The sequence below is a fragment of the Pectobacterium atrosepticum genome (assembly GCF_000740965.1).
GTDB lineage: Bacteria > Pseudomonadota > Gammaproteobacteria > Enterobacterales > Enterobacteriaceae > Pectobacterium > Pectobacterium atrosepticum.
Genome location: NZ_CP009125.1, coordinates 2,812,275 through 2,835,185, shown reverse-complemented (window position 1 = coordinate 2,835,185; position 22,911 = coordinate 2,812,275). Strand labels below are relative to the sequence as shown.

At 51.1% G+C, this 22,911-nt stretch carries 19 protein-coding genes; 5 read left to right on the top strand and 14 right to left on the bottom strand.

Annotation, left to right across the window (positions count from 1 at the left end):
* The first annotated feature begins 11 nt into the window (after nt 1–11).
* The gene (locus GZ59_RS12510) at nt 12–242 is read left to right on the top strand and encodes a YnbE family lipoprotein (protein WP_011093566.1); all 231 of its coding nucleotides are present in this window, start codon (nt 12–14) and stop codon (nt 240–242) included.
* Between the two features lie 270 nt (nt 243–512).
* Here GZ59_RS12510 and GZ59_RS12505 read toward each other — a convergent pair whose 3' ends face one another.
* Nucleotides 513–1,118 carry an FMN-dependent NADH-azoreductase gene (locus GZ59_RS12505; RefSeq protein ID WP_005972365.1) on the bottom strand — a complete coding sequence of 202 codons (606 nt, stop codon included), beginning with the start codon at nt 1,116–1,118 and terminating at the stop codon, nt 513–515.
* 318 nt (nt 1,119–1,436) lie between these two features.
* Here GZ59_RS12505 and hrpA point away from each other — a divergent pair, with 318 nt between their 5' ends.
* Entirely contained in the window at nt 1,437–5,324 is a 3,888-nt protein-coding gene (hrpA, locus tag GZ59_RS12500) for an ATP-dependent RNA helicase HrpA (protein WP_039292144.1), read from the top strand.
* Between the two features lie 14 nt (nt 5,325–5,338).
* On the opposite strand, the gene GZ59_RS12495 is transcribed toward hrpA, so the two are convergent.
* The 7 genes from GZ59_RS12495 to rstA form a co-directional block, all read right to left on the bottom strand.
* Nucleotides 5,339–6,178 carry an EcsC family protein gene (locus GZ59_RS12495; RefSeq protein ID WP_039292140.1) on the bottom strand — a complete coding sequence of 280 codons (840 nt, stop codon included), beginning with the start codon at nt 6,176–6,178 and terminating at the stop codon, nt 5,339–5,341.
* A gap of 45 nt (nt 6,179–6,223) precedes the next feature.
* Complete coding sequence (locus GZ59_RS12490; protein ID WP_011093569.1) at nt 6,224–8,002, bottom strand: sensor domain-containing phosphodiesterase; 1,779 nt, start codon at nt 8,000–8,002, stop codon at nt 6,224–6,226.
* Nucleotides 8,003–8,474: 472 nt separating this feature from the next.
* Entirely contained in the window at nt 8,475–9,332 is an 858-nt protein-coding gene (locus GZ59_RS12485) for a trypsin-like serine peptidase (RefSeq protein ID WP_039292138.1), read from the bottom strand.
* A gap of 251 nt (nt 9,333–9,583) precedes the next feature.
* Nucleotides 9,584–9,886, bottom strand: a complete 303-nt coding sequence (locus tag GZ59_RS12480; RefSeq protein WP_039292135.1) for a type 1 fimbrial protein — start codon at nt 9,884–9,886, stop codon at nt 9,584–9,586.
* A gap of 496 nt (nt 9,887–10,382) precedes the next feature.
* Nucleotides 10,383–10,799 (bottom strand): acid resistance repetitive basic protein Asr, encoded by a 417-nt coding sequence (gene asr / locus GZ59_RS12475; RefSeq protein WP_039292132.1) that lies wholly within the window; start codon nt 10,797–10,799, stop codon nt 10,383–10,385.
* A gap of 180 nt (nt 10,800–10,979) precedes the next feature.
* Nucleotides 10,980–12,293, bottom strand: a complete 1,314-nt coding sequence (gene rstB, locus GZ59_RS12470) for a two-component system sensor histidine kinase RstB (protein WP_011093573.1) — start codon at nt 12,291–12,293, stop codon at nt 10,980–10,982.
* On the bottom strand, nt 12,290–13,027 hold the full coding sequence (gene rstA, locus GZ59_RS12465) for a two-component system response regulator RstA (RefSeq protein ID WP_011093574.1): 738 nt from the start codon (nt 13,025–13,027) through the stop codon (nt 12,290–12,292). Before rstA ends, rstB begins: the two co-directional genes overlap by 4 nt.
* Before the next feature lie 221 nt (nt 13,028–13,248).
* On the opposite strand from rstA, the gene GZ59_RS12460 reads away from it, so the two are divergent.
* Both GZ59_RS12460 and GZ59_RS12455 read left to right on the top strand, forming a co-directional pair.
* Nucleotides 13,249–14,448, top strand: a complete 1,200-nt coding sequence (locus tag GZ59_RS12460) for an immunity 26/phosphotriesterase HocA family protein (RefSeq protein WP_080641320.1) — start codon at nt 13,249–13,251, stop codon at nt 14,446–14,448.
* Nucleotides 14,449–14,593: 145 nt separating this feature from the next.
* Entirely contained in the window at nt 14,594–15,169 is a 576-nt protein-coding gene (locus GZ59_RS12455; RefSeq protein WP_039292129.1) for a YceI family protein, read from the top strand.
* Between the two features lie 51 nt (nt 15,170–15,220).
* Here the strand turns inward: GZ59_RS12455 and GZ59_RS12450 are convergent, their stop codons facing one another.
* The 6 genes from GZ59_RS12450 to GZ59_RS12425 all read right to left on the bottom strand — a co-directional run bounded on the left by GZ59_RS12450 (nt 15,221) and on the right by GZ59_RS12425 (nt 21,479).
* Nucleotides 15,221–16,024 (bottom strand): anti-sigma factor family protein, encoded by an 804-nt coding sequence (locus GZ59_RS12450; protein WP_039292125.1) that lies wholly within the window; start codon nt 16,022–16,024, stop codon nt 15,221–15,223.
* Nucleotides 16,021–16,536: a sigma-70 family RNA polymerase sigma factor gene (locus GZ59_RS12445; RefSeq protein WP_043878045.1), complete on the bottom strand. Its 516-nt coding sequence runs from the start codon at nt 16,534–16,536 to the stop codon at nt 16,021–16,023. Before GZ59_RS12445 ends, GZ59_RS12450 begins: the two co-directional genes overlap by 4 nt.
* A gap of 30 nt (nt 16,537–16,566) precedes the next feature.
* A complete protein-coding gene (folM, locus tag GZ59_RS12440) occupies nt 16,567–17,289 on the bottom strand; it encodes a dihydromonapterin reductase (RefSeq protein WP_039292122.1) in 723 nt (240 codons plus the stop codon).
* 89 nt (nt 17,290–17,378) lie between these two features.
* Nucleotides 17,379–19,082, bottom strand: coding sequence for a C4-dicarboxylic acid transporter DauA (gene dauA / locus GZ59_RS12435; protein ID WP_039292119.1), 1,704 nt, complete (start codon nt 19,080–19,082; stop codon nt 17,379–17,381).
* Nucleotides 19,083–19,245: 163 nt separating this feature from the next.
* Nucleotides 19,246–20,346, bottom strand: coding sequence for a sodium-potassium/proton antiporter ChaA (chaA, locus tag GZ59_RS12430; protein ID WP_011093583.1), 1,101 nt, complete (start codon nt 20,344–20,346; stop codon nt 19,246–19,248).
* 329 nt (nt 20,347–20,675) lie between these two features.
* On the bottom strand, nt 20,676–21,479 hold the full coding sequence (locus GZ59_RS12425) for a siderophore-interacting protein (protein ID WP_011093585.1): 804 nt from the start codon (nt 21,477–21,479) through the stop codon (nt 20,676–20,678).
* A 717-nt stretch (nt 21,480–22,196) separates the two neighbouring features.
* Between GZ59_RS12425 and GZ59_RS12420 the strand changes: the two genes are divergently transcribed.
* The gene (locus tag GZ59_RS12420) at nt 22,197–22,883 is read left to right on the top strand and encodes a gamma-glutamylcyclotransferase (protein ID WP_011093587.1); all 687 of its coding nucleotides are present in this window, start codon (nt 22,197–22,199) and stop codon (nt 22,881–22,883) included.
* Nucleotides 22,884–22,911: the final 28 nt, after the last annotated feature.

Genomic DNA, 22,911 nt, shown 5'->3' with positions numbered 1-22,911 from the left:
AAGGCAGGACAATGAATAAAAGCGAGACAGTGCTGGTGTGTTGCACGGTAGCCTTCCTGACGGGATGTGTGCCGCGCATTGAGGTTGCCGCGCCCAAAGAGCCGATCACCATCAATATGAATGTGAAGATCGAGCATGAGATTCACATCAAAGCGGATAAAGAAGCGACGCAACTGCTGGAAAGATCCGACAATGCGGCAGGTGATGAGATAAAGAAAAGCGCGCCGGAAGGCGCGCAATAATTAAGCCAATTAAATCAATGTAATGGCAAGGTCGGTATACCCGTCATACTTCAAGTTGCATGTGCGTTGGCTGCACTACTCAGCCCACTCGCGTGGGCCTCGCCCCGTTGGGGTCGCTGCAAGCAGCGCTCAAATCAGCCTTTGGCGGATTTGTCACTCACCCGAATCACTTACTTGAGTAAGCTCATCGGGATTCCTTCTCTTGCCGCCTGCCTGAAACTCGAATTATTTAGGGTATATGAACCATTATTCGCGATGAATAATGGTTCGTTATGCGGTGACCAGTTGGGACAGCTGTGTTTTTGCGTCTTCGGTCGCTTTCTGTGCCACATCCGGGCCGTAGCCGTAGCCTTCAGCGAATACGAACTCAAGGTCAGTCAGACCGAGGAAGCCCAGGAACACACGCAGGTACGGTTCCAGCAGATCGGTTGGTGTGCCTTTATGGATACCACCACGGCTGGTTAATACGATAGCGCGTTTGCCTTTCACCAGACCTTCAGGGCCTTGCTCGGTGTAGCGGAACGTTACACCCGCGCGTGCCACCAGGTCGAAGTAGTTCTTCAACTGGGTAGGAATGTTGAAGTTATACATTGGTGCAGCGATCACGATCACGTCGTGTGCCTGCAATTCAGCGATTAAGTCGTCGGACAGTTTCAGTGCTTCCTGCTGACGAGGAGTCAGAGTGGCATCGGAAGGACGCAGTGCGCCGACTAATTCACCATCGAGAACCGGAATCGGTTGAGCGGCCAAATCGCGTACGGTGATGCTATCGTCTGGATGTGCAGACTGCCACTGAGTGGTGAAGTGGTCGGCCAGTTGGTTTGACTGAGAATAACCTGCCAGAATGCTTGATTTCAGAACCAATACTTTGCTCATTGCCAATTCCTTTAGTGATTGAAGTGGGCGACAACATAACGCCCTTTGATGCTTCACATCTTATGCGGTGTTCTGGAAAGTAAAAAGTGCAAATATTCGAGGTCTTTATTCGATTTTATTGAATAAGACAGTTTTTGCATAAGACCGTTCTTACCTAAGACCAGGTGGTGCCATTAGAGCCGGTTATGACAATGTGCTACTATCCACGGCTTAAAAATTCAGTGCCTTAAAATCAGGTTAGGCTCAATTGAGCCAGATTCGGTGGCGATCATCTCCCCGACAGAGAAAAGAATTAGAAAACGATTAAGGAAGAGCAACGTGAAATCACCTCTCAGTGCATTATCTACGCAGTTAAGTGAGCTAATGCTTCGCGATCGGCAACGTTTGCGCCGCCGTTTACAGGGCGCAGCGAAGGTCAGTAGCCCGCAGGCTCAGGCCGCCATCGCTCAGGAAATTGAGGGGGAAATCGCTGCTGCACGCCAGAAAGTCGAAAACCGGCGGGCAAGCTGTCCGACGATTCACTATCCTGAACAGCTTCCCGTTAGCCAGAAAAAAGACGAGATACTGGAGGCCCTGCGTAATAATCAGGTAATTATCGTCGCAGGTGAGACGGGGTCGGGTAAGACCACGCAGTTGCCGAAAATCTGTCTTGAACTGGGTCGCGGTGTGCACGGTCTGATTGGCCACACGCAGCCGCGCCGTCTGGCGGCCAGAACCGTTGCCGATCGCATTGCCGCAGAGTTGGAAACGCCGCTGGGCGGCAGCGTCGGATATAAAGTCCGTTTTAACGATCAAGTCGGTGACAATACGCTGGTCAAGTTGATGACCGACGGTATTTTGCTGGCTGAAATTCAGCAAGATCGCCTGTTGATGCAGTACGACACGCTGATTATCGATGAAGCGCACGAACGCAGCCTGAATATCGATTTCATTATGGGCTATTTGTGCCAGCTTTTACCAAAACGCCCCGATTTAAAAGTGATTATTACGTCGGCCACCATCGATCCGCAGCGCTTCTCCCGCCATTTTAATAATGCGCCGATCATTGAAGTGTCTGGCCGAACGTATCCGGTGGATGTGCGCTATCGTCCCGTGGTGGAAGACGCTGATGACAGCGAGCGCGACCAGCTACAGGCGATTTTTGATGCGGTTGATGAGCTTACGCGCGAAGGGCCGGGGGATATTCTGGTCTTCATGAGCGGTGAACGTGAAATTCGCGATACGGCAGAGGCGTTGACCCGTCTGGACTTGCCGCATACCGAGATTCTCCCGCTCTATGCGCGCCTGTCGAATCAGGAACAGAACCGCGTCTTCCAGTCACATCATGGCCGTCGCATCGTGCTGGCGACCAACGTGGCGGAAACCTCATTAACCGTGCCGGGGATTCGCTATGTGATCGATCCCGGCACCGCGCGTATCAGCCGCTATAGCTTCCGCACCAAGGTGCAGCGCCTGCCGATTGAGCCTGTCTCGCAGGCGTCGGCGAATCAGCGTAAAGGGCGCTGTGGGCGTGTCGCCGCTGGGGTGTGTATCCGTCTCTATTCCGAGCAGGATTTCCTGTCGCGACCTGAATTTACCGATCCCGAAATTCTTCGCACCAACCTGGCTTCCGTTATTCTACAAATGACGTCGCTGGGGCTGGGCGATATCGCCGCGTTCCCGTTTGTTGAAGCGCCGGATAAGCGCAACATTCAGGACGGCGTGCGCTTGTTGGAGGAGTTGGGTGCGATTCATCTGGCAGAGAACGGACATTACCATTTGACGCCGCAAGGGCAACAGTTGGCGCAATTGCCGATTGATCCGCGTTTGGCGCGAATGGTGCTGGAAGCGCGCAAAACGGGCTGTGTGCGTGAAGTGATGGTGATCACCGCCGCGCTGTCGATTCAGGACCCGCGTGAAAGGCCGATGGATAAGAAGCAGGCATCGGATGAAAAACACCGCCGCTTTGCCGATAAAGACTCTGATTTTCTGGCTTTCGTCAATCTGTGGGACTATCTACGTGAGCAGCAGAAGGCGCTGTCTTCCGGCCAGTTCCGTCGTCAGTGCCGCACTGATTTCCTTAACTACCTGCGCGTTCGCGAATGGCAAGATATCTACACGCAACTGCGTCAGGTGGTGAAAGAATTGGGGCTGCCGGTCAACAGCGAACCAGCTGATTACCTGAGTATTCACTGTGCGTTGCTCACCGGGCTGTTGTCACATATCGGGCAGAAAGATATTGAGAAACAAGAGTTCAGCGGCGCGCGTAACGCACGGTTTGCTATTTTCCCTGGTTCTGGATTATTCAAAAAGCCGCCCAAATGGACGATGGTGGCCGAACTGGTGGAAACCAGCCGCCTGTGGGGACGTATTGCCGCGCGTATTGAACCAGAGTGGATCGAGCCGCTGGCTCAGCACCTGATTAAACGGAGCTATAGCGATCCTCACTGGGAGAAAGCGCAGGGCACAGTAATGGCACAGGAGAAGGTGACGCTCTTCGGGCTGCCGATTGTCGCGGCGCGTAAGGTGAACTACAGCCAAATCGATCCGACGCTGGCGCGTGAGATGTTCATCCGCCATGGGCTGGTGGAAGGCGATTGGCAAACGCATCACGCCTTTTTCCGTGCCAATCTCAAGCTGCTGGCAGAGGTAGAAGATTTAGAGCATAAATCGCGCCGTCGCGACATTCTGGTGGACGACGAAACGCTGTTTGCCTTCTACGATCAGCGCTTGCCGCATGATGTTGTGTCGTCGCGTCATTTTGATACATGGTGGAAAGGTGCCAGCCGCGACAACGCTGACCTGCTTAATTTTGAAAAGAGCATGTTGATCAAAGACGGCGCGGAGAAAGTGAGCGCGCTGGACTACCCGAACTTCTGGCATCAGGGCAGTCTGAAATTGCGCCTGTCCTATCAGTTTGAGCCGGGCGCGGATGCAGATGGCGTGACGGTACATATTCCGTTGCCTATCCTCAACCAGGTGCGTGAAGAAGGCTTCGAGTGGCAGATTCCCGGCGTGCGTCGCGAACTGACGATCGCGTTGATTAAATCCTTGCCTAAGCCGTTACGCCGTAACTTTGTCCCTGCGCCGAACTATGCTGAGGCGTTTCTGGCGCGTACCACTCCCTTGGAGAAAGGGTTATTGGATGCGCTGGAACGTGAACTGCGTCTGATGACGGGTGTCACGGTGCCACGCGAAGCGTGGCAGTGGGATCAGGTGCCCGATCATCTGAAAATCACGTTCCGCGTCATTGATGAGAAAAACAGGACGCAGCGGGAAGGTAAAGACCTGAACGCGCTGAAAGATCAGCTCAAAGATAAAGTGCAACAAACGCTGTCATCCGTGGTGGATGATGGGTTAGAGCAACGCGGTCTGCACGTTTGGAGTTTCGGCTCGCTGCCGAATTGTTATGAGCAGAAGCGTGGTGGCTACTCGGTTAAAGCCTATCCTGCATTGGTGGATGAAAAGGATAGCGTGGCGATTCGCCTGTTTGACACGCCACACCAGCAACAGCAGGTAATGCGACAAGGACTGCGCCGTCTGTTGTTATTGAATATCCCGTCGCCGATCAAATATCTGCATGAAAAACTGCCGAACAAGGCGAAACTCGGCCTCTATTTCAACCCGTACGGTAAGGTGATGGATCTCATCGATGACTGTATTGCCTGTGCGGTGGACAAGCTGATTGAATCATCCGGTGGTCCTGTCTGGCAGGAAGACGCCTTCCAGCAGTTGCATGAGAAAGTACGCGCGGAGCTGAACGAGACGGTGGTCGATATCGCCAAACAGGTTGAGCAAATCTTGACTGCCGTCTTCACCATTAACAAGCGCCTGAAAGGGCGTATAGATATGGCGATGGCGCTGGCGTTAAGTGATATCAAAAGCCAGATGAGCGGCCTGGTGTTCCGCGGTTTTGTGACCGAAAACGGCTGGCAGCGCCTGCCGGACGTACTGCGTTATCTGCACGCGATAGAGCGACGTCTGGAGAAGCTGGCGCAGGATGTACATCGTGACAGGGCGCAGATGCTGAAAGTGGAACAGGTTCAACAGGCGTGGCAGCAGTGGTGGAATAAGCTGCCTGCGGAACGACGCGATGACGACGATGTGAAGGCGGTGCGCTGGATGCTTGAGGAGCTGCGCGTTAGCTACTTTGCCCAACAGCTAGGAACGCCGTTCCCGATCTCGGATAAACGCGTATTACAGGCGATGGAGCAGGTAGAAGGGTAATCTCTCGTATTACATCAGGTCGGCGATTGTGGCTGTTTTAGCTCAAGGTAAGCCGACCTGATCGCCTCTTCACCATACTGCTGCTCCAGACGTTTTATGATGAAATGACCTTTCGCCATGTTTTGGTAATGGTGAATAAAAAGCGTATTAATGGCTGCGCCGCTGGCGGCACCGATCACGGGGACAATCTGCGCGGCCATTTTTTCCGTCATGGTGATACCTAGTCTGGTGGCGACCACATCAATCAGCTTTGCCAGCGTTTTTCCTGCCTGTGCGGTAGTTACCCTTGCTGATGCTTTCTCCGCGCTTTTCTTTCCTGCTATCCCAATCAACTCTCGTGTGGCATGTCTTGTGATATCGACAAGTACGGCGCGTGACGCGTAATAGGCCGAATCGGCAGCATCGTCGCTTTCTTGTGTACCGCCGAGCGCGAAAACTTCCACACAGGCGGCTTTGACGGAATAATCAGTGAGGGAGAAACCTTCGCTGCGAGCAATATCAGCCACGGAACGCATCATGATCGTGGTGCTGATAGGCAGTTCAACCAACAGTCCGGCAGCGCCAAAAAAACCGCTGACTGCGCCGGAAGCGGCGACGGCTAGCTTATGTGTCCTTGGTGATGCCACGCGAGCAGGGGCGTCTTCCAGCGTATAGAGTGCGGCGTTTACCGCTTTGTGTAGCGCGGCGTGAACCAGATTCTGTATTTTGTTTTTCACTATGGACGGTAACTTCGATAGGCTCCATTCAATCGGTTTTCCAACCTGATTCGCCGCCTGTATTGCAAAGGAAGGGGCTTCCAGCAGAGCTATGGCATTTCTGATAGCGAGCTCATCCTCTGAAGTAAGAAGAGTCATATGTGTTCTCCATACTGTTACTGAATGGCCCGTTTGGCGGGACTATTATGCAGAAGTTTGTGACGAGCGCGCCGCTAACCAAGCGGTAAATGCTTTGGGTGGGATAGGTCTGGAAAAATAGTAGCCCTGTACTTCATCACAGCCAAAATGAGCCAGATGTTCGAGCGTTTCCTTATTTTCCACCCCTTCCGCCAGCACAATATAATTCAGTTTGTGCAGCATGCTGATAATGGATTGCACAATAACGCGGCTTTTTCGGTCAGTTTTTATATCTTTAATCAGTGACTTATCCAGTTTTATCACCGTAGAGGGGATGTTACGCAGATAGCTTAAGTTGCTATACCCGGTACCGAAATCATCAAGAGCGATAGTAAATCCGAGCTGTTGCAGCGCTTGGATGGTGGCGAGCGTTTCAGTGCTTTCGATGATTTCCTGCGTTTCGACACACTCTATGTCAATATCCTGAGGAGTAAGACCGTGATTGTCCAGAATGGAAATTAGGCGCGGAATGAAGTCATTTTCGGAAAAATTTCGGGCAGAAACGTTAATCGACACAGGGAAGGTTAACCCCTCCTGACGCCATTGTTTCACCTGACATGCCGCCTCTCTGGTGACCCAGTCTGTTAGCGGGCGCATTAGCGTCGTGCCCTCCGCTAGCGGAATAAACTGGTCAGGATAAATCTCGCCTAATTCGGGATGACGCCAGCGAATCAGCGCTTCGGCACCAATGACGGCATTGGTCTTGATGCTTAATTTTGGCTGGTAGACCAAATACAAACCCGGCTTATTGTTCTGTAACACATCGGCCAGCTCATTGAGCAAGGTAAAGGCGATTTGCTGCGCCTTATCGGCCTCAGTGTCGTAAGCTAACTGGCGGGTATTCGTGGTGATGGCGGCGCGCAGCGCACTCATCGATTCACGCAGGATCTGATGGGGATCTTTGGCCGGAATCTGAAATTCAGTATAGCCAACAAAAAGCTCCAGCTTAAGCGGGATATGGCTGGCGATACTTTCATGAATCCGTTCGGCACAAGCGTCGAGCTCCGCCAGAACCAGTTCTTTCTTGTTCGACTTCACCAGAAGTGCGAAACGACCGACGGCGGCAGAGTAAAGGTTATCTGATGAATTTAAGCTAAGACGTAAAAAGATCCCGATATCTTTCAGCAGGCCTTCTACCGTTGGCATACCCAATGCACATCCCATTTCATAAGCGTAAGAAATGTCGATGGTATCAATCAGGATAAGCAGGTAATTCTCGTGAATATCGGTAATGTGGCTGATGTCATCAATCAGGCGCTGGCGGTTGGGCAACAGGGTTACCCCATCGATCAGGCCAATCGCATTACGATATTCCATTAACACCATCGCAATGGCGGCTAAATCGTGCAGTAACCGCAGTTGGACCTTAGTGAAGGAGCGTGGAACATAATCTATGACGCAGAAAGTACCGATGGAATAGCCATCTTTGGTCTTAAGCGGAACGCCAGCATAAAAACGGATAAAAGGCTTGCCTGTTACAAAGGGGCTATCTTTAAAACGGTCGTCCTGAGTGGCATCGGTGCAGACAAAAGCTTGGCCCGTTTGTACGGTAAAATGGTCGAATGAACCAATTTTATCCATATCATCCATAGGAAAATTGTTTTTTGCTTTTACATGCAGAGATTTAGAACCTGTTAGTGTAACGAGTGCCGTTGGGGTTCCGAGCAGTTGGCAGGCCATTTTTGTGAGTTTGTGAAGAACATCGTCTTGAGATATATCGATTTTTTGTAATTCATCGAGAGTCTGCATGCGTTTTTTTTCGTCATGGCTCAAATGTTTTAACATGTAGACTCTTCCTTTTCGCAATAATAACCGCGACGACATCAATTTAATTTAACGGCGACACAATAACATAGAGGCTAAAATTTGAGGTAACTTATTATATTACCTTTATCTTTCCGTTAAGGTTCAGTGGCTTTCTTGTCTTAACCGTGTTTTCGGTTTTCAGTGTGCGGTATGAATTTATGATATTTTCCCATTACTTGCGAGCAGCGATAACTGATTTTGCTGATGAAATGCTCTGCGAATAAATGAGAATCTAATTATAAAAGAAGCATCTTTCATAAGATAAAATAAAATCCTGTTAATTGTCGCGCCGCTGTCGGGCGACAATATGGATGATTAACCTATACCTCTGATAAGAATAGAACAGATATTTTTTTATACCATGAAGCAGGTGTGAAGCGGGAGGCGTCGGGCGGTATCCTGAATTGCGATTGCCGCCTGACTGTGGGCCACTGCGTAGTGGGCGTTAGCATTACTTTGGTGAAAGTTTTGGTGAACCTGGTTTTGGTGAACTTAGTTTTGCCAATGTTTCTAACTGCTGACGAATGGCGGTAACCGAAACAGCGCGATTATCGGCCCGATCGCGTTCACTGGCATCGGGTGCTGAGCTTTGAATTCCCATCAGTACCCAACCTGCTGCCGAGTTCAGCATCAGAGGGGAGCCGCTATCGCCAGGCAGCGTGTCGCACTGGTGTGCCATAACGGCAGGGTGAACCCAGCCAGTGATCAAGCAATCCTGATGGCGATAAAGCGTTTCCTGATGATCCTCTGGGTAGCCAGCCTGCGTGACGCGTTGACCATTGTCCTTCAAGGCCTGCATCAATTCTTGGCGGCTGCCTTGCCAGAGCGGGAGCGGACGAATACCTGGCGGTGTTTGTTTCAGCCGAATTAAGGCGTAATCCAGCGGTGCTGCTGAGGGCGGAACGATCCACCCCTCGCCGTCAGCTTTCAATTTTTTAGCGAGTGTTTTATTCGCCAGCGCTTCAATTTCCGACGTTTCATAACGCCAGCCATTTTCTGTCGCCAGAAAGCGCAGCGCGACGGGCTTATCTATCCCGCCCTTCGGTGGGGTGACCACGCAATGCCCAGCCGTCAGCGCCAGATGCGGTGATATAAGCGTCGCGGTGCAAAGGTTGCCGCTGGCGGTTTCCAACTGCCCAATCGCCTGCCACGGCCAGACAGCTGTGTCAGGAACGATATCCCGATCGTCGTGGTTGAAAAATAAGATTTGCTGCTGTTTCTGCGCAGCGATGTCTGCTGGTGAGGATTCTGCCCAACTTAACGGGGCAATAAAGGATAATGAACATAGCAACCAGGCTGATATGCGCATGTCGTCAATGGGCCTTATGATAAAAGTCATTTTGAGGCGCTAAATATAGCGTGTTGCTTTAACTATAGATGTAATTGTTGGCGTGGAGCGGGGAATTAAAATGTTATCGAGTGTAAAAGGATGCTCATGACATAACAGTGCTATGGCTGGCATGGTATTGCCGATCGCCAAGATTAACGCGACGCCACGATTTTAGGTGGCGTCGCGTTTTTGCATCAATAAACGTTATATCGTCGCGAGCGGCGTCAGCCTTATTCGTAGCTGACGATCACGATACGTGCATCTGAATTCAATGTTTTTGAACTCACAGAACCGATGCCTTGAGGTAAAGCGGCGTGTTGTGAGCTGTTTTTCATTTGTAGCGTTTGTACTTCACCTTGTCGTTCGCAACTGACGGTCACATTGTTTGAGTGCGTTGTAACATCACAAACGGGTTCGACGATGGCACCCGAAAATCGAATGATACCGGCTGACGGAGAGGGGGATGCGAATGTATACGATGTCGCAGTCATAGTGCTAAGCAATATGGCAGATATTTGCAGGATTTTTTTCATTATGGTGTTCTCGGTATTGCTCGGAGTGTAATGATATAAACGGCGCGGAATGGTAAAACTTTACTATTCCAAAATTTTTGTTTGGATCGATATCTTATTTTTTTGACGTTCTATTATTTGGTGATATCTATGTGCAGATCTTCAAAGGGATTTGATGAGTTGAGCCGAATTATTAATGGAGAGGTTATTGTATTGAGATAGCGCTTTCTCTGCGTATGGATCTAGCGTGTTTGATTGGTAGCGGCTGGGATACTGCCCTTGGGGGCTAAAGAAAAAAACTCAGAGTAATAACGCCACAGAGCAGAACAAGAGATAACATAATTTCAAATGAGTAACGCCGCATCATTCTCCCGTCCCCCTATGAAATAAACACCCGGTAAACCGGGTGTTTGATGGTTGCCCTATTTTTTCGGTAAACCTTTTAGTTACACGATTCAAATCGGGGTTAGCCAGAAGTGACTCCTTCCCGGTGGGGGAAGGAGTGGGTGCTAATTGATTACGCTGCTGGCGTGGTATCAGCAGGTTTTACCGTTTTAGCTTTTTTCACGTGTTTCTTAGCAGCCTGCGCTTTCTGTGCAGGGGCTGGTTTAGCTTTTTTCACGTGTTTCTTGGCAGCCTGTGCTTTCTGTGCAGGGGCTGGTTTAGCTTTTTTCACGTGTTTCTTGGCAGCCTGTGCTTTCTGTGCTGGGGCCGGTTTAGCTTTCTTCACATGTTTCTTGGCAGCCTGCGCTTTCTGTTCAGCGGCTGGTTTAGCTTTCTTCATCTGCTTTTTATGATGAACGGCTTTAGCCGGAGCAGAGGTGGTAGTGGTCGCCGAAGGCTGAACAGGTGCGCTGGTTACGGTATCCGCGGCAAAGGCTACAGAGGACAGACCCAGTGCAGCACCTGCGATCATAACTAATACTTTATTCATCATCATTTCCTCGTTATCTCATTCACGTTTCGTGACCCTCACGCGGGCCGTTGAAGAGAGAATAGGAGAAACAGAGGGCGGCTTCAGTGAGTGATTGGTTTCGGCGTGTAACCTAATGTACAAGTCTGGAAGGGCGATAAATACATTGAAAGACAGCGAGGGGTTACCGCTGTCTTGGCGCTAGTGCTGAATGGTGATTGCAGCCTGTGTCGTTGCGGTTTTTACCGGCCAGCAGAAACGGAAACGAGCGCCGCCCAGTGGGCTTTCATCCACGGTAATGCTGCCTTCGTAAGCACGCGCGATGGCATGAACAATCGCCAACCCCAGCCCACACCCACCGCTGCTGTTCTCAATACCTGCATCCAGACGGATAAACGGTTCAAAAACGCTTTCCCGGCTTTCGGGTGCAATACCAGGGCCGTCATCTTCGACTTGCAGACAGGCGATATGCTCGGCGTTGGACGTCAGGCTGACATGCAATTGGCTATGGCAGAAGCGCAACCCATTGCCGATCAGATTATTCAGGACTCGCTCCATTAGACGCAAATCGAGTGCACCAATCTGTGCCGAATGAGGCATGTCCAGCGAGATGTGTTTATCAGGGTGGATAAGCCGAAAATCGTCAACTTTTGCCTGTAGCCACGAAGGAATATCAATATCGGCAAGATGCAGCGTCACCTGTGGACGATCGAGTCTGGCATACGTTAGCAGTTCGTCAATCAGTGCTTCAAGTTGACCAATATCCCGATTTAATGCCTGCTGTTCGTCTTCCGTCAGGTTGTCACTCATCGCCAGCCGATAGCGCAGCCTGACCAACGGCGTACGCAGTTCGTGCGCGATATTGTCAATCAGCTGCTTTTTACTGTTGATGAGCTGGTTCAGATTATCCGCCATCCGGTTGAAGGCGATGCCAAGACGAAACAGGCTTGAGGTGCTATCAAAATGAATACGTTCTTCCAGATGACCATCCCCTAAACGCTGCGCAGCATTCTCCAATTTTAACATGGCCTGCCAATGTGGCCGCATCCACAAGAAAACCGGTAATGCCAGCGACAGCCCGATGAGCATCACCAGCAGTAAATCCAGCAGCCGCATTTCGTGCAGGAAGAACAAATAAGGAATAGGGCCGACGGCGAGAACGTAATGGCTGCGGGGGATGCGTTGGATAAAGGTGTATTCATCATCCAGCGCGATAATCTCCCCCTGATTCAGACGCTGCCGATTCTTGGGGCTCAGCGCGTATTTACTCACCGGCTCGATGTGCAATTTGAACGACAGATTTAGATCGAGCTGGCTGATAGTTTTATGCCACTCGCGAGGGGGGATAGCGCGTAGCTCATTACGAATGAGATACAGCGAGCTTTTCATCAGATCATCCATGGACTGACGCCCAGCGCGTTCAGCTGTCACCTTATAAACCAGCCCGACCAGTAGCGTCATGACGACAAAGCAGGCAAACAGCAATAGAAAAAACTGGACGAACAGCTTTCTCATAGCGTCACGCTCTCCCAGGTATTGGGGGCGAACAGATAGCCTTTGTTGCGTACGGTTTTGATACGGAATGGCTCTAGCGGGTTGTCGTACAGTTTTTTACGCAGTCGGGAAATAGCGACATCAATACTGCGATCCATGCCGTCGTAGGTCACGCCGCGCAGATTTTTCAGCAGCGCATCCCGATCCATGATGTGACCAGCATGGGTCGCCAACTGCCAGAGGAGATCAAAATCCGCAGTCGATAACACGATATGCTCTTGCCCTAATGTCACTTCCCGATTAACCGGATCGATACAGAGCAGGCCGAAGTGCAGTGATTTATGCACCTGCAACGCGGCGGGCGCTGCATTTTCTGCCACTGTTTGTGGCGCGGTGGCGTATTGCCGCAAATGCAGGCGCAGGCGGGCGAGCAAGACAGCGGGCGGTGTGGTTTTCAGAATGTAATCATCGGCACCCATTTCTAATGCCAAAATATGATTCATGTCGCTGTCCAGCGACGTCAGTAGCACAATCGGGCCGCTGTACTGTGGCCGCAACTCCCGGCAGATGGTCATCCCGTCTTTGCCGGGCAGCATTATATCCAGCAGCACGAGATCGGGCTGCTGTTGCTCAATAAAGGCTAATGCCTGATCGCCTCGTGCTTCAACTTGAACATCAATGTCATGCTTGCCGAGGTAGGCAGCGATCAATTTTCCAACCTCGGTATCATCTTCTATAAAAACAATCTTATGCATGGTATCTACGTTATCCCCATCTCACTGCTCATAGCATAGCCTGATGATAGGTGATAAACGAGAAATGAAGCGTAAATGGGTGTTAAGTATTTGTTTACCTATCAAAATTAGATAAGCTGCGGCGCGTGTCTTTTTTAGGCGGTATTGCACCTGATTCTCGTTGTTTACCGAGAACGACCACGACATGATGACTGAATACTTCACTGGGAACCGTGCTGAAGATGAAACCAATTGATCAGATAACTAGCTGGATGCAGGAAGCCCTACGCCCTTATTTCGGACTGGAACCGTTATCGGACGAATGGGATATTTTAACCGTCCGTGATGGCTATTTTATCTGTTTTGATGGCGATACGATCCGCAAGCGCATTACGGCCACAGAGCTAAATTATCAGGAAGAAGATGTCATTATTCAGACGAGTGAGCGCGAGGTTGTTCTGCCGAGAACCGCACGCGGTAAAGAGAAAAAACTCACTTACACTAGCGTTTCCATTGTAATAGCTGACGGCATTGTGTTTTCGGCGGGTATCAGAACGCTGAACTCGGGACGCTACGGATATATTACCGTCAGTAATTATCGAAATTCTGTCCGACTGCCTCTGCCGGAATGCCGCGACCTGGCCAGTAAAGAAGAGATTGTCGAATGGCTGCAATCTTATCGCGAACGCTTGCCTGCTGATTATGCGCATAAGCTGGAGCGGTTGATGCATATGAAAAATCGGCAGCATAAAACCATTCCGGGCGACGTCTTTCGCGTAGAAATAGACTTACATACCGATGGCTATGTTCTGGTTATTGGCAATCTGCGCCAGATGCAAAAGGACGAATTATTTGCTGAACACAGCATCTGGAATGATGTGATGACGATGCCGCTGTTTGTTCGGCCTTACCTTTTCTGCACGACCGTGCGTAATCCATCGCTGTCGGAGATTGTGGCTTCTCCTTTGTCAGACAAATGCTGGATTGTTATGGATAACGCTTTCCTGCGTGGCAATTACGAATATGTGGGATCGAAAATATTGGCGGAAGAGGACATCCTGTTTCCCGTTGGTTATGGCTCAAGCATCAGCGCACAGAAAAGCGATTATCGCCTGTCGTGGGGACCTTGTTCGATCAGTAAAGCCAGTCAGGATACGGCTTTGAAAACCGGGCGCAACTATATGAACAATGGGGCTTATAGCAGCGTGTCAGCCGACTGTTTTGTCGATAGAGGATTCCCAGACTGGGATAAGACGTTGCTCAACCCAGAACAACTCGAAGCATGGGAGCAGGTATTGGCTGAGTTTGGCTTTCCGCCCGATACGACCTACGATGTGTTTGCCCAACGTACCGACGGGATGACGCGGGCAGCCTACCTGACATATATAGCCGAACATAAAGCCTACCAGCGCAAGGGGCGTGCGAAGAAAAAAGGTTCGTAATCGCGTCAACAACCTCGTTGAGCGGGTTGCTAATGCAAAGCTCGCCAAACTTTTTCCTCAGAATGAACAGAAATAGTGAAACGTGTCCGAATAAAGTCGTGCTCTGGAGCGTTTACGCGTTGTCTATTCTGAGGAGAATTCTGTTATGACTCGCATCGTTCCTGTACTGGCCTTCGGGCTGCTCATCAGCCCACTGCTGCACGCTATGCCGCTTAACTACACCGTTGCTACTGATAACACGGTTATTGGGCTTTCATGGCAAGCATTTGGACACCCGTCGCAGGCCTCTCTTGACGGCGTGACGGGCAACATTACACTGGATGCTGAAAAGGAAATGAATGACCGTATTGATGTGAAAATTCCAATCACGACGCTACAGGCGTCCAACCGTTTGCTGACTTATCAGTTAAAAAGCAGCCTGTTTTTTGATGCTGAACACTATCCCGCGATTACTTTCACCAGCAGCAGAGTGGTGGCGCTGGGTCATGGTCACTTTCGGGTTTTTGGTTCACTGTCAGTAAAAAACGTTCAACGTCCGGTAATTCTGGAAGCCACGCTTGAAGAACATGGAGGAATCTCATCCCATGAGGGTTCGCTGTCTCTTCATGCGACCACTGCTATTTCACGCTCATCTTTTAATATGGATCGGTTTACCGGGGTGGTGGACGATCGCGTAGCGATTAATATTGAAATTCAGGCGAAAGCCCGACCCACCGTATAAATATTTGCCCTTCACACGCGGAGTTGACCGTGCGTGAAGGGCATTCACTGTTTATGCCAGCGACGCTTGTAACCTGAGCGCACTTTCCGTCAGCGGCGTAACAGGGCTACGGCCAATTAATACGAACTGATAGCCGCGATCGCGCCACCAGACAACCTGCATATCATGGCGTTGCTCATTGTTAAGCGTAGTAGCAGTTGCCTGATGTTCAGGGGAAATACACAGTGCCATCGGCCCATATTTGGCATGCATCCAGGTAATCTGCGCAATTGACGTATTGTCATAGCTCAGTAGACGTACCATTTTCAACTCTGCGTCGTGAAGCGTCAGTTGTTGTTCATTGAGAGACAACCCTATGTCTTGAGCAGCACGAGACAGCCCACTCTGCAAGGTCTGTGCGGAGCTGTCCGCATCGAGTAGAGTTTTAGCGCTGTAAAGAGACATGTACTGGGCTTCAAGATCGCGAATTTTCTCGCTGTCGCTGAGAGTGATCTGGGGCGAATGTGCGAAGTAGCCTAGCCCTGAGCCAATCACCAGAAAACTGAGGGAAGCAGCAATCAGCGAGCGGCGACTGACTCCCGCGTGAGATGAAGGTTTGCTGGGTATTGGCGCTGTCGTTACTAATCTCTCAAGCCTGTCCTGCATCTTCGCCTCAGGTGCTTTGTCGAGTAACGGGGCGAAGGCTTCTTCAAAATCAAGTTGGCTTTTCATCAGTTCAGCGGTGCGCTCGGCAAGCTGTTCGTCCCCTTCAAGTCGTGCCTTGAATCTTTGCGCATCGGCCTCAGTCATCTCGCCATCCAACCAGGCAACAATGGCTTCGTCACTGTAAGGGGGAGTAAAACTCATGGGTTTCAAGACAGTTTCTCCTTTGCAGGGGCCGGGGTGTCAGCTGATTTAGCCAGCGTACCCCGCGCGGCGGCCAGTCTGCTCATAATAGTGCCGATCGGTACTGACAGCGTGTCTGCCGCCTCCTGATAGGTAAACCCTTCGACATAAACTAAAAATACAGTGTTGCGCTGTGCTTCTGGCAGTGCGCTGACGCGCTGCATTATTTTCTGGTAATGCAGACGATCGTTGTCCCGCTCATGGGTATCTGGAGCCAGCAATTCCTCACTTTCGATAAATCCTTGCCCCTGACGTACGCGACGGGCGCGCAGTTCGGAAATCCATATTGAGTGGAGAATGGAGAACAGCCATCTGTCGATACGAGTGCCTGGGGTAAATTGTGTACTTTTTTCGAGCGCACGAACGCAGGTAGACTGGACTAACTCTTCGGCAACCTCGTGGCTGCGCGACAGGACTAGCCCATAGCGCCACAGGCGTGTTAGGTGTGCAGTAAGCTGCTGGCGAACTTCACTGGTGGTGATTTTCTTATCCTCACATTGCTGCTCAGGGCTTTAGCGCAACGCGCGTCCGCCATCAACGCCCAACGTTTTCCCCGTGATGTAGCGGCTGCTGAATAGGTAATCCACCAGTCGGACAATTTCCTCTTCGCCGGGTGCGATTTTCATCAATGACTTTTCCAGCGCCTGTTGGCGATATGTGTCGTCATCCTGTTCCTTAAACAGGATTAAGCTGGGAGCAATAGCATTGACCTTCACTTCCGGTGCCAGCTTACGGGCAAACGACCGCGTCATGTTATCCAACGCCGCTTTGCTGGCAGCATAGGCGATGTGTTTCTCGCTGCCTTTTTCAACCACGTAATCCGTCAGATGAATAATATCCGCGCCAGCAATGCCTTGCCCACGCAGGCAAGGTTCTAGCAGTTGGTTGAGCAAATAGGGCGTATAGACATGAATTTGTAGCATATCGGCCAGCGTCTGTTCTGGCGGTATTGAGGGGTTTTCTGGCTCCCAGCGGCTGGCGTTGTGAATAATGGCGCGTAGCTGCGGCGTGAGTGATTGGATTTTCTCAGCAAACGTATAGATGCTTTCCGTGGTGGAAAAGTCGGCAGCCAGACAAACAGCACCGTCTTGCTCTAGCGTGTCCAGTTCGGGATAAGGCGTGCGATAGCTAATAATGACGGGAATCGACTGGGCCAAAAACGAACGTGCCAGCGCCAGACCAATACGTCGCGCGCCGCCGGTAATTAACACGGGAGCAGAAGAAAAAGTTGTCACAATTAGGTCTCCTCAACACGCTAGTCAAAAGGGGGCTAACCGTGACAATAGCACGGCGTGGCCTGTTCTCTATTTCTACTTTGTCCCTGTTACGCTGAATGCACCGTCGTCGCTTCAATCGCCTGCGCTAATGAACCGTAGAAGCTCAGTCGCCCTTCAATTGGGTGAACCTTCGCCCGTGCTAGCGTTTTTAGCGGCTGGAAGGGAATATCAGTAATGATGAGCTGTTTACCCTCGGGTAGTGTTTCGCTAAAGCGCAGGAACGCATTCAATCCACCCGCATCCAGCACTGGCACAGCATCCCACTGCAAGATGATATTTTGGTAGCCTTCGCTGCGCACGGTCAGATCGTTGAAGATGCGTTCCGCCGCGGCGAAAAATAGCGGACCGTTAACGCGCAATACCAGATGATCCGGTATTTTAGTGTCCGGCAGTTCGCTCAGACGTGTCATCTGCGCGATGCGACGCATGAAGAGCAAGGAGGCCAGCACGATACCAACGGTAATGGCGATCACCATATCGAACAGTACGGTCAACGACATACAGAGCAACATCACAATAATGTCGTCTTTCGGTCCGTGGCGTAGCAAATCTACCACCTTGTGCGCTTCGCTCATGTTCCAGGCGACGATCAGCAGCAACGATGCCATCGCGGCCAGCGGCAGATAAGACAGCCACGGGGCAAGTATTAATAGCGCCAACAACACCAGTAGCGCATGGATCACGGCGGAAACCGGTGAATTGGCGCCCGCGCGGACATTGGCGGCGGAACGGGCAATCGCAGCGGTCGCGGTAATACCGCCAAAGAATGGCGCAATGATGTTACCGAAACCTTGTCCCATCAGTTCTGCATTGGAGTTGTGTTTTTTGCCTGTCATGCCATCCAGCACAACGGCGCACAGCAGCGACTCAATCGCCCCCAGCATCGCCATCGAGAATGCCGCAGGCAGCAGAGCGGAAATGCTTTGCCAATCCAGCGTCATCGTTTTCCCATCCGGTGATGGAATATTCCATGGCAAAACGAGCTGCGGCAGGATAGGGGGAATCCCTTGCCCTTGTGAACCATCCGCCAGCATATAGCTAAATCGGGAACCGATTGTGGCCACATTTTCACCCACTAGCGACATGATCCCCATCACCGCGACACCGGCCAGCAGCGCAGGCAAGTGGCCGGGTAGGCGAATACCGAGTCTGGGCCAGACGATCAACACCAGCAGCGTCGTTGCGCCGATCAACGTATCAGCAAGATGCAGAGTAGGTAGCGCCTGTGCTAGCGCTGCCACTTTCTCGACGTAATGCTCGGGCACTACTGCCATCTGTAAACCGAAGAAATCCTTGATTTGCATCGTACCGATGGTAATAGCGATCCCGGAGGTAAACCCCAGTGTGACGGAAAGTGGAATATATTCAATCAAACGGCCGAAGCGGCAGAGGCCCATCAGCAGCAGAAACACACCGGAAAGCAAGGTAGCAACCAGTAGGCCGGATAGCCCGAACTGCTGCGATACCGGATACAAAATAACGACGAAGGCGGCTGTCGGGCCGGATACGCTGTAGCGTGAACCGCCGCTGACGGCGATAACGATCCCAGCAATGGCCGACGTATATAGCCCGTACTGCGGAGGAACGCCGCTGGCAATCGCCAGTGCCATCGCCAGCGGTATGGCGATGATGCCGACAGTAACACCAGCGATAATGTCGTGGGTAAAACGTTGCAGCGTATATTTTTCGCGCCAGCACGCATCAATCAGCGCGCTGAACGGCCTGATGCCGTTAATTCCGTGCGTTTTCATCTAAGCAGAAACCAAAGTAAGGAAGTAAATCAACATGGCGGGCCTGCCGGTCCGTCGACGACAGCCTTACGATACGCTGGACGCGCTCAGAAGATCCAGATATACATCAAGAGAAGTGAGATTTGGCGGGGCCGACGCGGCTAAAACCGCGTCGGCAAAGGGGTTACAGCGTGATGGTGATCAAATAGGCGGCAAAAAGCGCCAAGTGCGCGCTGCCGCTCAACACGTTGGTTCTACCCGTGGAGAACGTAATGTGGCATAGCACCAGCACGGAGAGCATCACGACGATATGCGGCATATCCAGACCGAAGTTCAGCGTGCGGCCGGTAATCATGGCGATGATCGTGACGGTAGGGACCGTCAGTGAAATCGTCGCCAGTACGGAACCGAAAAACAGGTTCATCGCGCGCTGTACCTGATTTTTCAGGACGGCGCGGATTGCCCCCAGCCCTTCAGGAGAGAGAATTAACAGCGCTACCAGGAAGCCCGTAAACTGCGTTGGCGCGTTCATTTCGGTCAGCAGCGTTTCCAACGGCATGGAATTCGTCTTGGTTACTGCGATAACAGCAATCAGGTGAACCAGCAGCCAGCCGGTGTGCCACAGCGAGCTGTGCGCGGACGGTTTACCATGATGCGGATCGTCGCCGTCACCCTCGTCTTCATGTTCATAGACAAACAGGCTTTGGTGCGTACGCGTTTGAATCAACAGAAAAACACCGTACATTGCTGCAGAGATGGCGGCAACAATCAGTGACTGCGTTACGCTGAAGTTACCATCGGGCAAGGCGCTGGGGAAAACCAGCACAATCACGGCCAATGGGAAGATCGCCATCAAGTACTGTTTGATACCACTGAGGTTGACATACTGCGTAGCGAACTTACGGCCGCCGAGCAAGAGGGCGAAGCCCACCAGGCCGCCGGTGACAATGACGATAATGGAATAGAGGGTGTCACGCATCAGGTCCGGGCCAGCATCGCCAGTGGCCATTAGCGCTGAAATCAGGCTGACTTCGAGGATCACAACGGATAGGCTGAGGATCAGCGAACCGTAGGGTTCACCTAAGCGATGTGCGAGCACATCAGCATGACGCACCACGCTAAACGCGCTGAAAAGTATCCCGGCTAGCGCGACGGCGTTGATACCAAGAATGGCGATAAAATCTTGTGAATTGCCCCATATGTAGAGCACGACCAGAGCAATAACAGGAAAAACGAGTGAGTATTCATGATGGCGAGTTTTAACCACCTCAGCATGAGACTTCATTGCGGGAGTTCTCCTTATCCAGAGGAATGATACGGCAAAATATCCCCGTCATACGTCAAGCTAGCGCACTGGCAACTCGAATTACTTAGGGCATAAAGCAATTTATTAAAGGTATAAAACCATTTATTCATGGTCATAAAACAATAATAAACCGCAAAAGGTTACTAAAAAGTAGTTATAACGTAATAAAACGAACAATATAATAACAGATTGTCGTGTGAGTGCGGGAGATTTTACGGATTTTTACGCTTTGAGTTAAAATCTAAATGAAAAGGGAGAATCTGCGTATCTTCTCCCTATCATGATAATATCAAATATGTTTTTTGTGGTTATTCGTCAGGATTATCCATGATATTGTGGCGTTTATGATGATAATCCTCTTCATTTAACCCTTCTCGCCAATAAGGCACTGCGTACATCTGATTTCGCTCACACCCGCGTTCGCGACGCACGTGGCGCCGAAGCTGAACCACGATGCGATCCTCACCCGCCAACCAGTGAAATGCATTATCAGCCGCTGGAAGTGCCTGATAATGCTGCAACAGCGCGTCGGTAGCGTCTGTCCCACCAACGATCCAATGTAGTTGAAGCTGTGAGGGTTTAGCGATATTGAGTTTATCCGCTTCACTGTCGACACGAATCACGGCATGCCCTTGGGCATCACTAGGCAAATTCTCAAGCAGCGCCATTAGCGCAGGAAGCGAAGCCGGGTCGGCTGCCAGATAATAAGCGGCAGCAGGTGGCAGCATCGGGTGTGGGCCACCGGGTTGCGAAATACCGACCCAGTCACCAGGTTTGGCCTGGCGGGCAAAGTTGACTGCAGGCCCTGCGTGTTCATGCAGCGCGAAAACCATATCCAACTCCGCGTCCTCTGGGCGCAACGAGCGAACACTGTAGGTGCGAACGATGGGGCGAGCTTCGCCTTCTGGCCAGATCGGGCCGCGCTCACTGATGGTAGGCAGAACCGGTTTTTGCTGTCCAGCCTGAGGCAGAAAGAGTTTGATATGCGCGCCATATCGCTCGGTTGGGTAATCACGCAACGCGTCATGATGAAAAGTAATGCAGCGTAAATGAGGGGAAATATCGTGGATCTGTTTAATCTGAACTAAAACAGGCTGACGCGGCGTTGCCATTCAGTGTCTCCGTGGTAATCAATTCCAGTGTAGGGATGATAGTAACACGAGATGATAACTATTATCATTTCGTGTCTTTGTTGTTATTTTTCTCAAAATAAATACATTTTCATCGAAACAAATACGCTGCTAGCGCTTTTACATTAAACAAATGGCTTGTGGCAGGCTCCTGACGTCACAAAAATGAGGTTTGTGTCAGGAAAGCGTCAAGTCCAGCGATGAGTTGCCGATTAAGTTGATATACCCGTCATACTTCAAGTTGCATGTGCGTTGGCTGCGTTGAAATACTCGGCCCGTCGTGGGCCTCGCCCTGAAGGGCCGCTGCAAGCAGCGTTCAAATCTGCTCCCGGCAGATTTGTCACCCGAATCACTTACCTGAGTAAGCTCATCGGGATTAAATGAGAGACATCCTGTCTCTCACCGGAGGCCAGCCGTTGGCTGGTCAAATTCGTTCCCGACGAATTTGTCCTTCCCTTGCCGCCTGCCTGAAACTCGAATTATTTAGGGTATTAACGCTGCATCATGTATGAATGAAACATTATCACTAACTTTTTCAGGTTTTGTGACCAGTATCAAACTTGATCGCAAAGCCATAAATGAATAATCTCAAGTTATATGGTGTTGTAAAATTAAGCAGATGAAGTAGTTAGGTTTTTAAACGCAGGGCGAGAGCCGATCTGACGAGCAGAAAAAGAGTAAGGTTGGGGGTGGGAAGTAGTGTTAACACGCGATTTTTTGCAGAAAGCAGATTGTAGAACGTCTTTTGGGTGTATTGAAGAAACCTTACTGCTCACGCCGCAGCAGCGGGCTGATTCGTTGGACAGGATGTTGGCGCTACGGCCAAATAGCTGTCCTGTTTGGGTATTTGGCTACGGTTCACTCATGTGGAACCCAGTTTTTGACGCCGAAGAAACCTGTCTGGCCACGTTGACGGGGTGGCAGCGTGCTTTCTGTCTGCGCCTCACCATTGGTCGCGGTACGGTAACACAGCCGGGGCGGATGCTGGCGTTGCAACCTGGTGGACAAACGACGGGCCTGGCTTTCCGCCTGCCGAAAACCTCATTGCGTGAAGATCTGGAACTGCTGTGGAAGCGTGAAATGCTGACGGGCTGCTATCGTCCGCTCTGGTGTGAACTGCATCGCAAGAACGGTGCGCCGCTGACGGCACTGGTGTTTGTTTCTGAACCGGAACATCCCCTGAATGAAAATGATACCTGTATTCAAAGCGTTGCACCGCTGATCGCCCGTGCGAGCGGTCCGCTCGGCACCAATGCGCAATATCTGTTTGCGCTAGAGCAAGAGCTGAAGAATCACGGAACGGAAGATGAAAGCGTGAGCGAATTGGCGCAGCGGGTGCGTACCTTGCAACAATCATGTCCTGCGCCAGCAGGGGGCGGACAATAACGACAGGGCGAGCGTGAGATTTGAGGTG

Bases quoted from the DNA above. Each gene is read 5' to 3' on its own strand.
- GZ59_RS12455 (WP_039292129.1), top strand. From the start codon at position 14,594: ATGACTCGCATCGTTCCTGTACTGGCCTTCGGGCTGCTCATCAGCCCA.
- GZ59_RS12505 (WP_005972365.1), bottom strand. From the start codon at position 1,118: ATGAGCAAAGTATTGGTTCTGAAATCAAGCATTCTGGCAGGTTATTCT.
- chaA (WP_011093583.1), bottom strand. From the start codon at position 20,346: ATGAAGTCTCATGCTGAGGTGGTTAAAACTCGCCATCATGAATACTCA.
- GZ59_RS12510 (WP_011093566.1), top strand. From the start codon at position 12: ATGAATAAAAGCGAGACAGTGCTGGTGTGTTGCACGGTAGCCTTCCTG.
- GZ59_RS12480 (WP_039292135.1), bottom strand. From the start codon at position 9,886: ATGAAAAAAATCCTGCAAATATCTGCCATATTGCTTAGCACTATGACT.
- rstA (WP_011093574.1), bottom strand. From the start codon at position 13,027: ATGCATAAGATTGTTTTTATAGAAGATGATACCGAGGTTGGAAAATTG.
- asr (WP_039292132.1), bottom strand. From the start codon at position 10,799: ATGAATAAAGTATTAGTTATGATCGCAGGTGCTGCACTGGGTCTGTCC.
- GZ59_RS12495 (WP_039292140.1), bottom strand. From the start codon at position 6,178: ATGACTCTTCTTACTTCAGAGGATGAGCTCGCTATCAGAAATGCCATA.
- GZ59_RS12485 (WP_039292138.1), bottom strand. From the start codon at position 9,332: ATGCGCATATCAGCCTGGTTGCTATGTTCATTATCCTTTATTGCCCCG.
- GZ59_RS12460 (WP_080641320.1), top strand. From the start codon at position 13,249: ATGAAACCAATTGATCAGATAACTAGCTGGATGCAGGAAGCCCTACGC.
- dauA (WP_039292119.1), bottom strand. From the start codon at position 19,082: ATGAAAACGCACGGAATTAACGGCATCAGGCCGTTCAGCGCGCTGATT.
- GZ59_RS12425 (WP_011093585.1), bottom strand. From the start codon at position 21,479: ATGGCAACGCCGCGTCAGCCTGTTTTAGTTCAGATTAAACAGATCCAC.
- GZ59_RS12490 (WP_011093569.1), bottom strand. From the start codon at position 8,002: ATGTTAAAACATTTGAGCCATGACGAAAAAAAACGCATGCAGACTCTC.
- rstB (WP_011093573.1), bottom strand. From the start codon at position 12,293: ATGAGAAAGCTGTTCGTCCAGTTTTTTCTATTGCTGTTTGCCTGCTTT.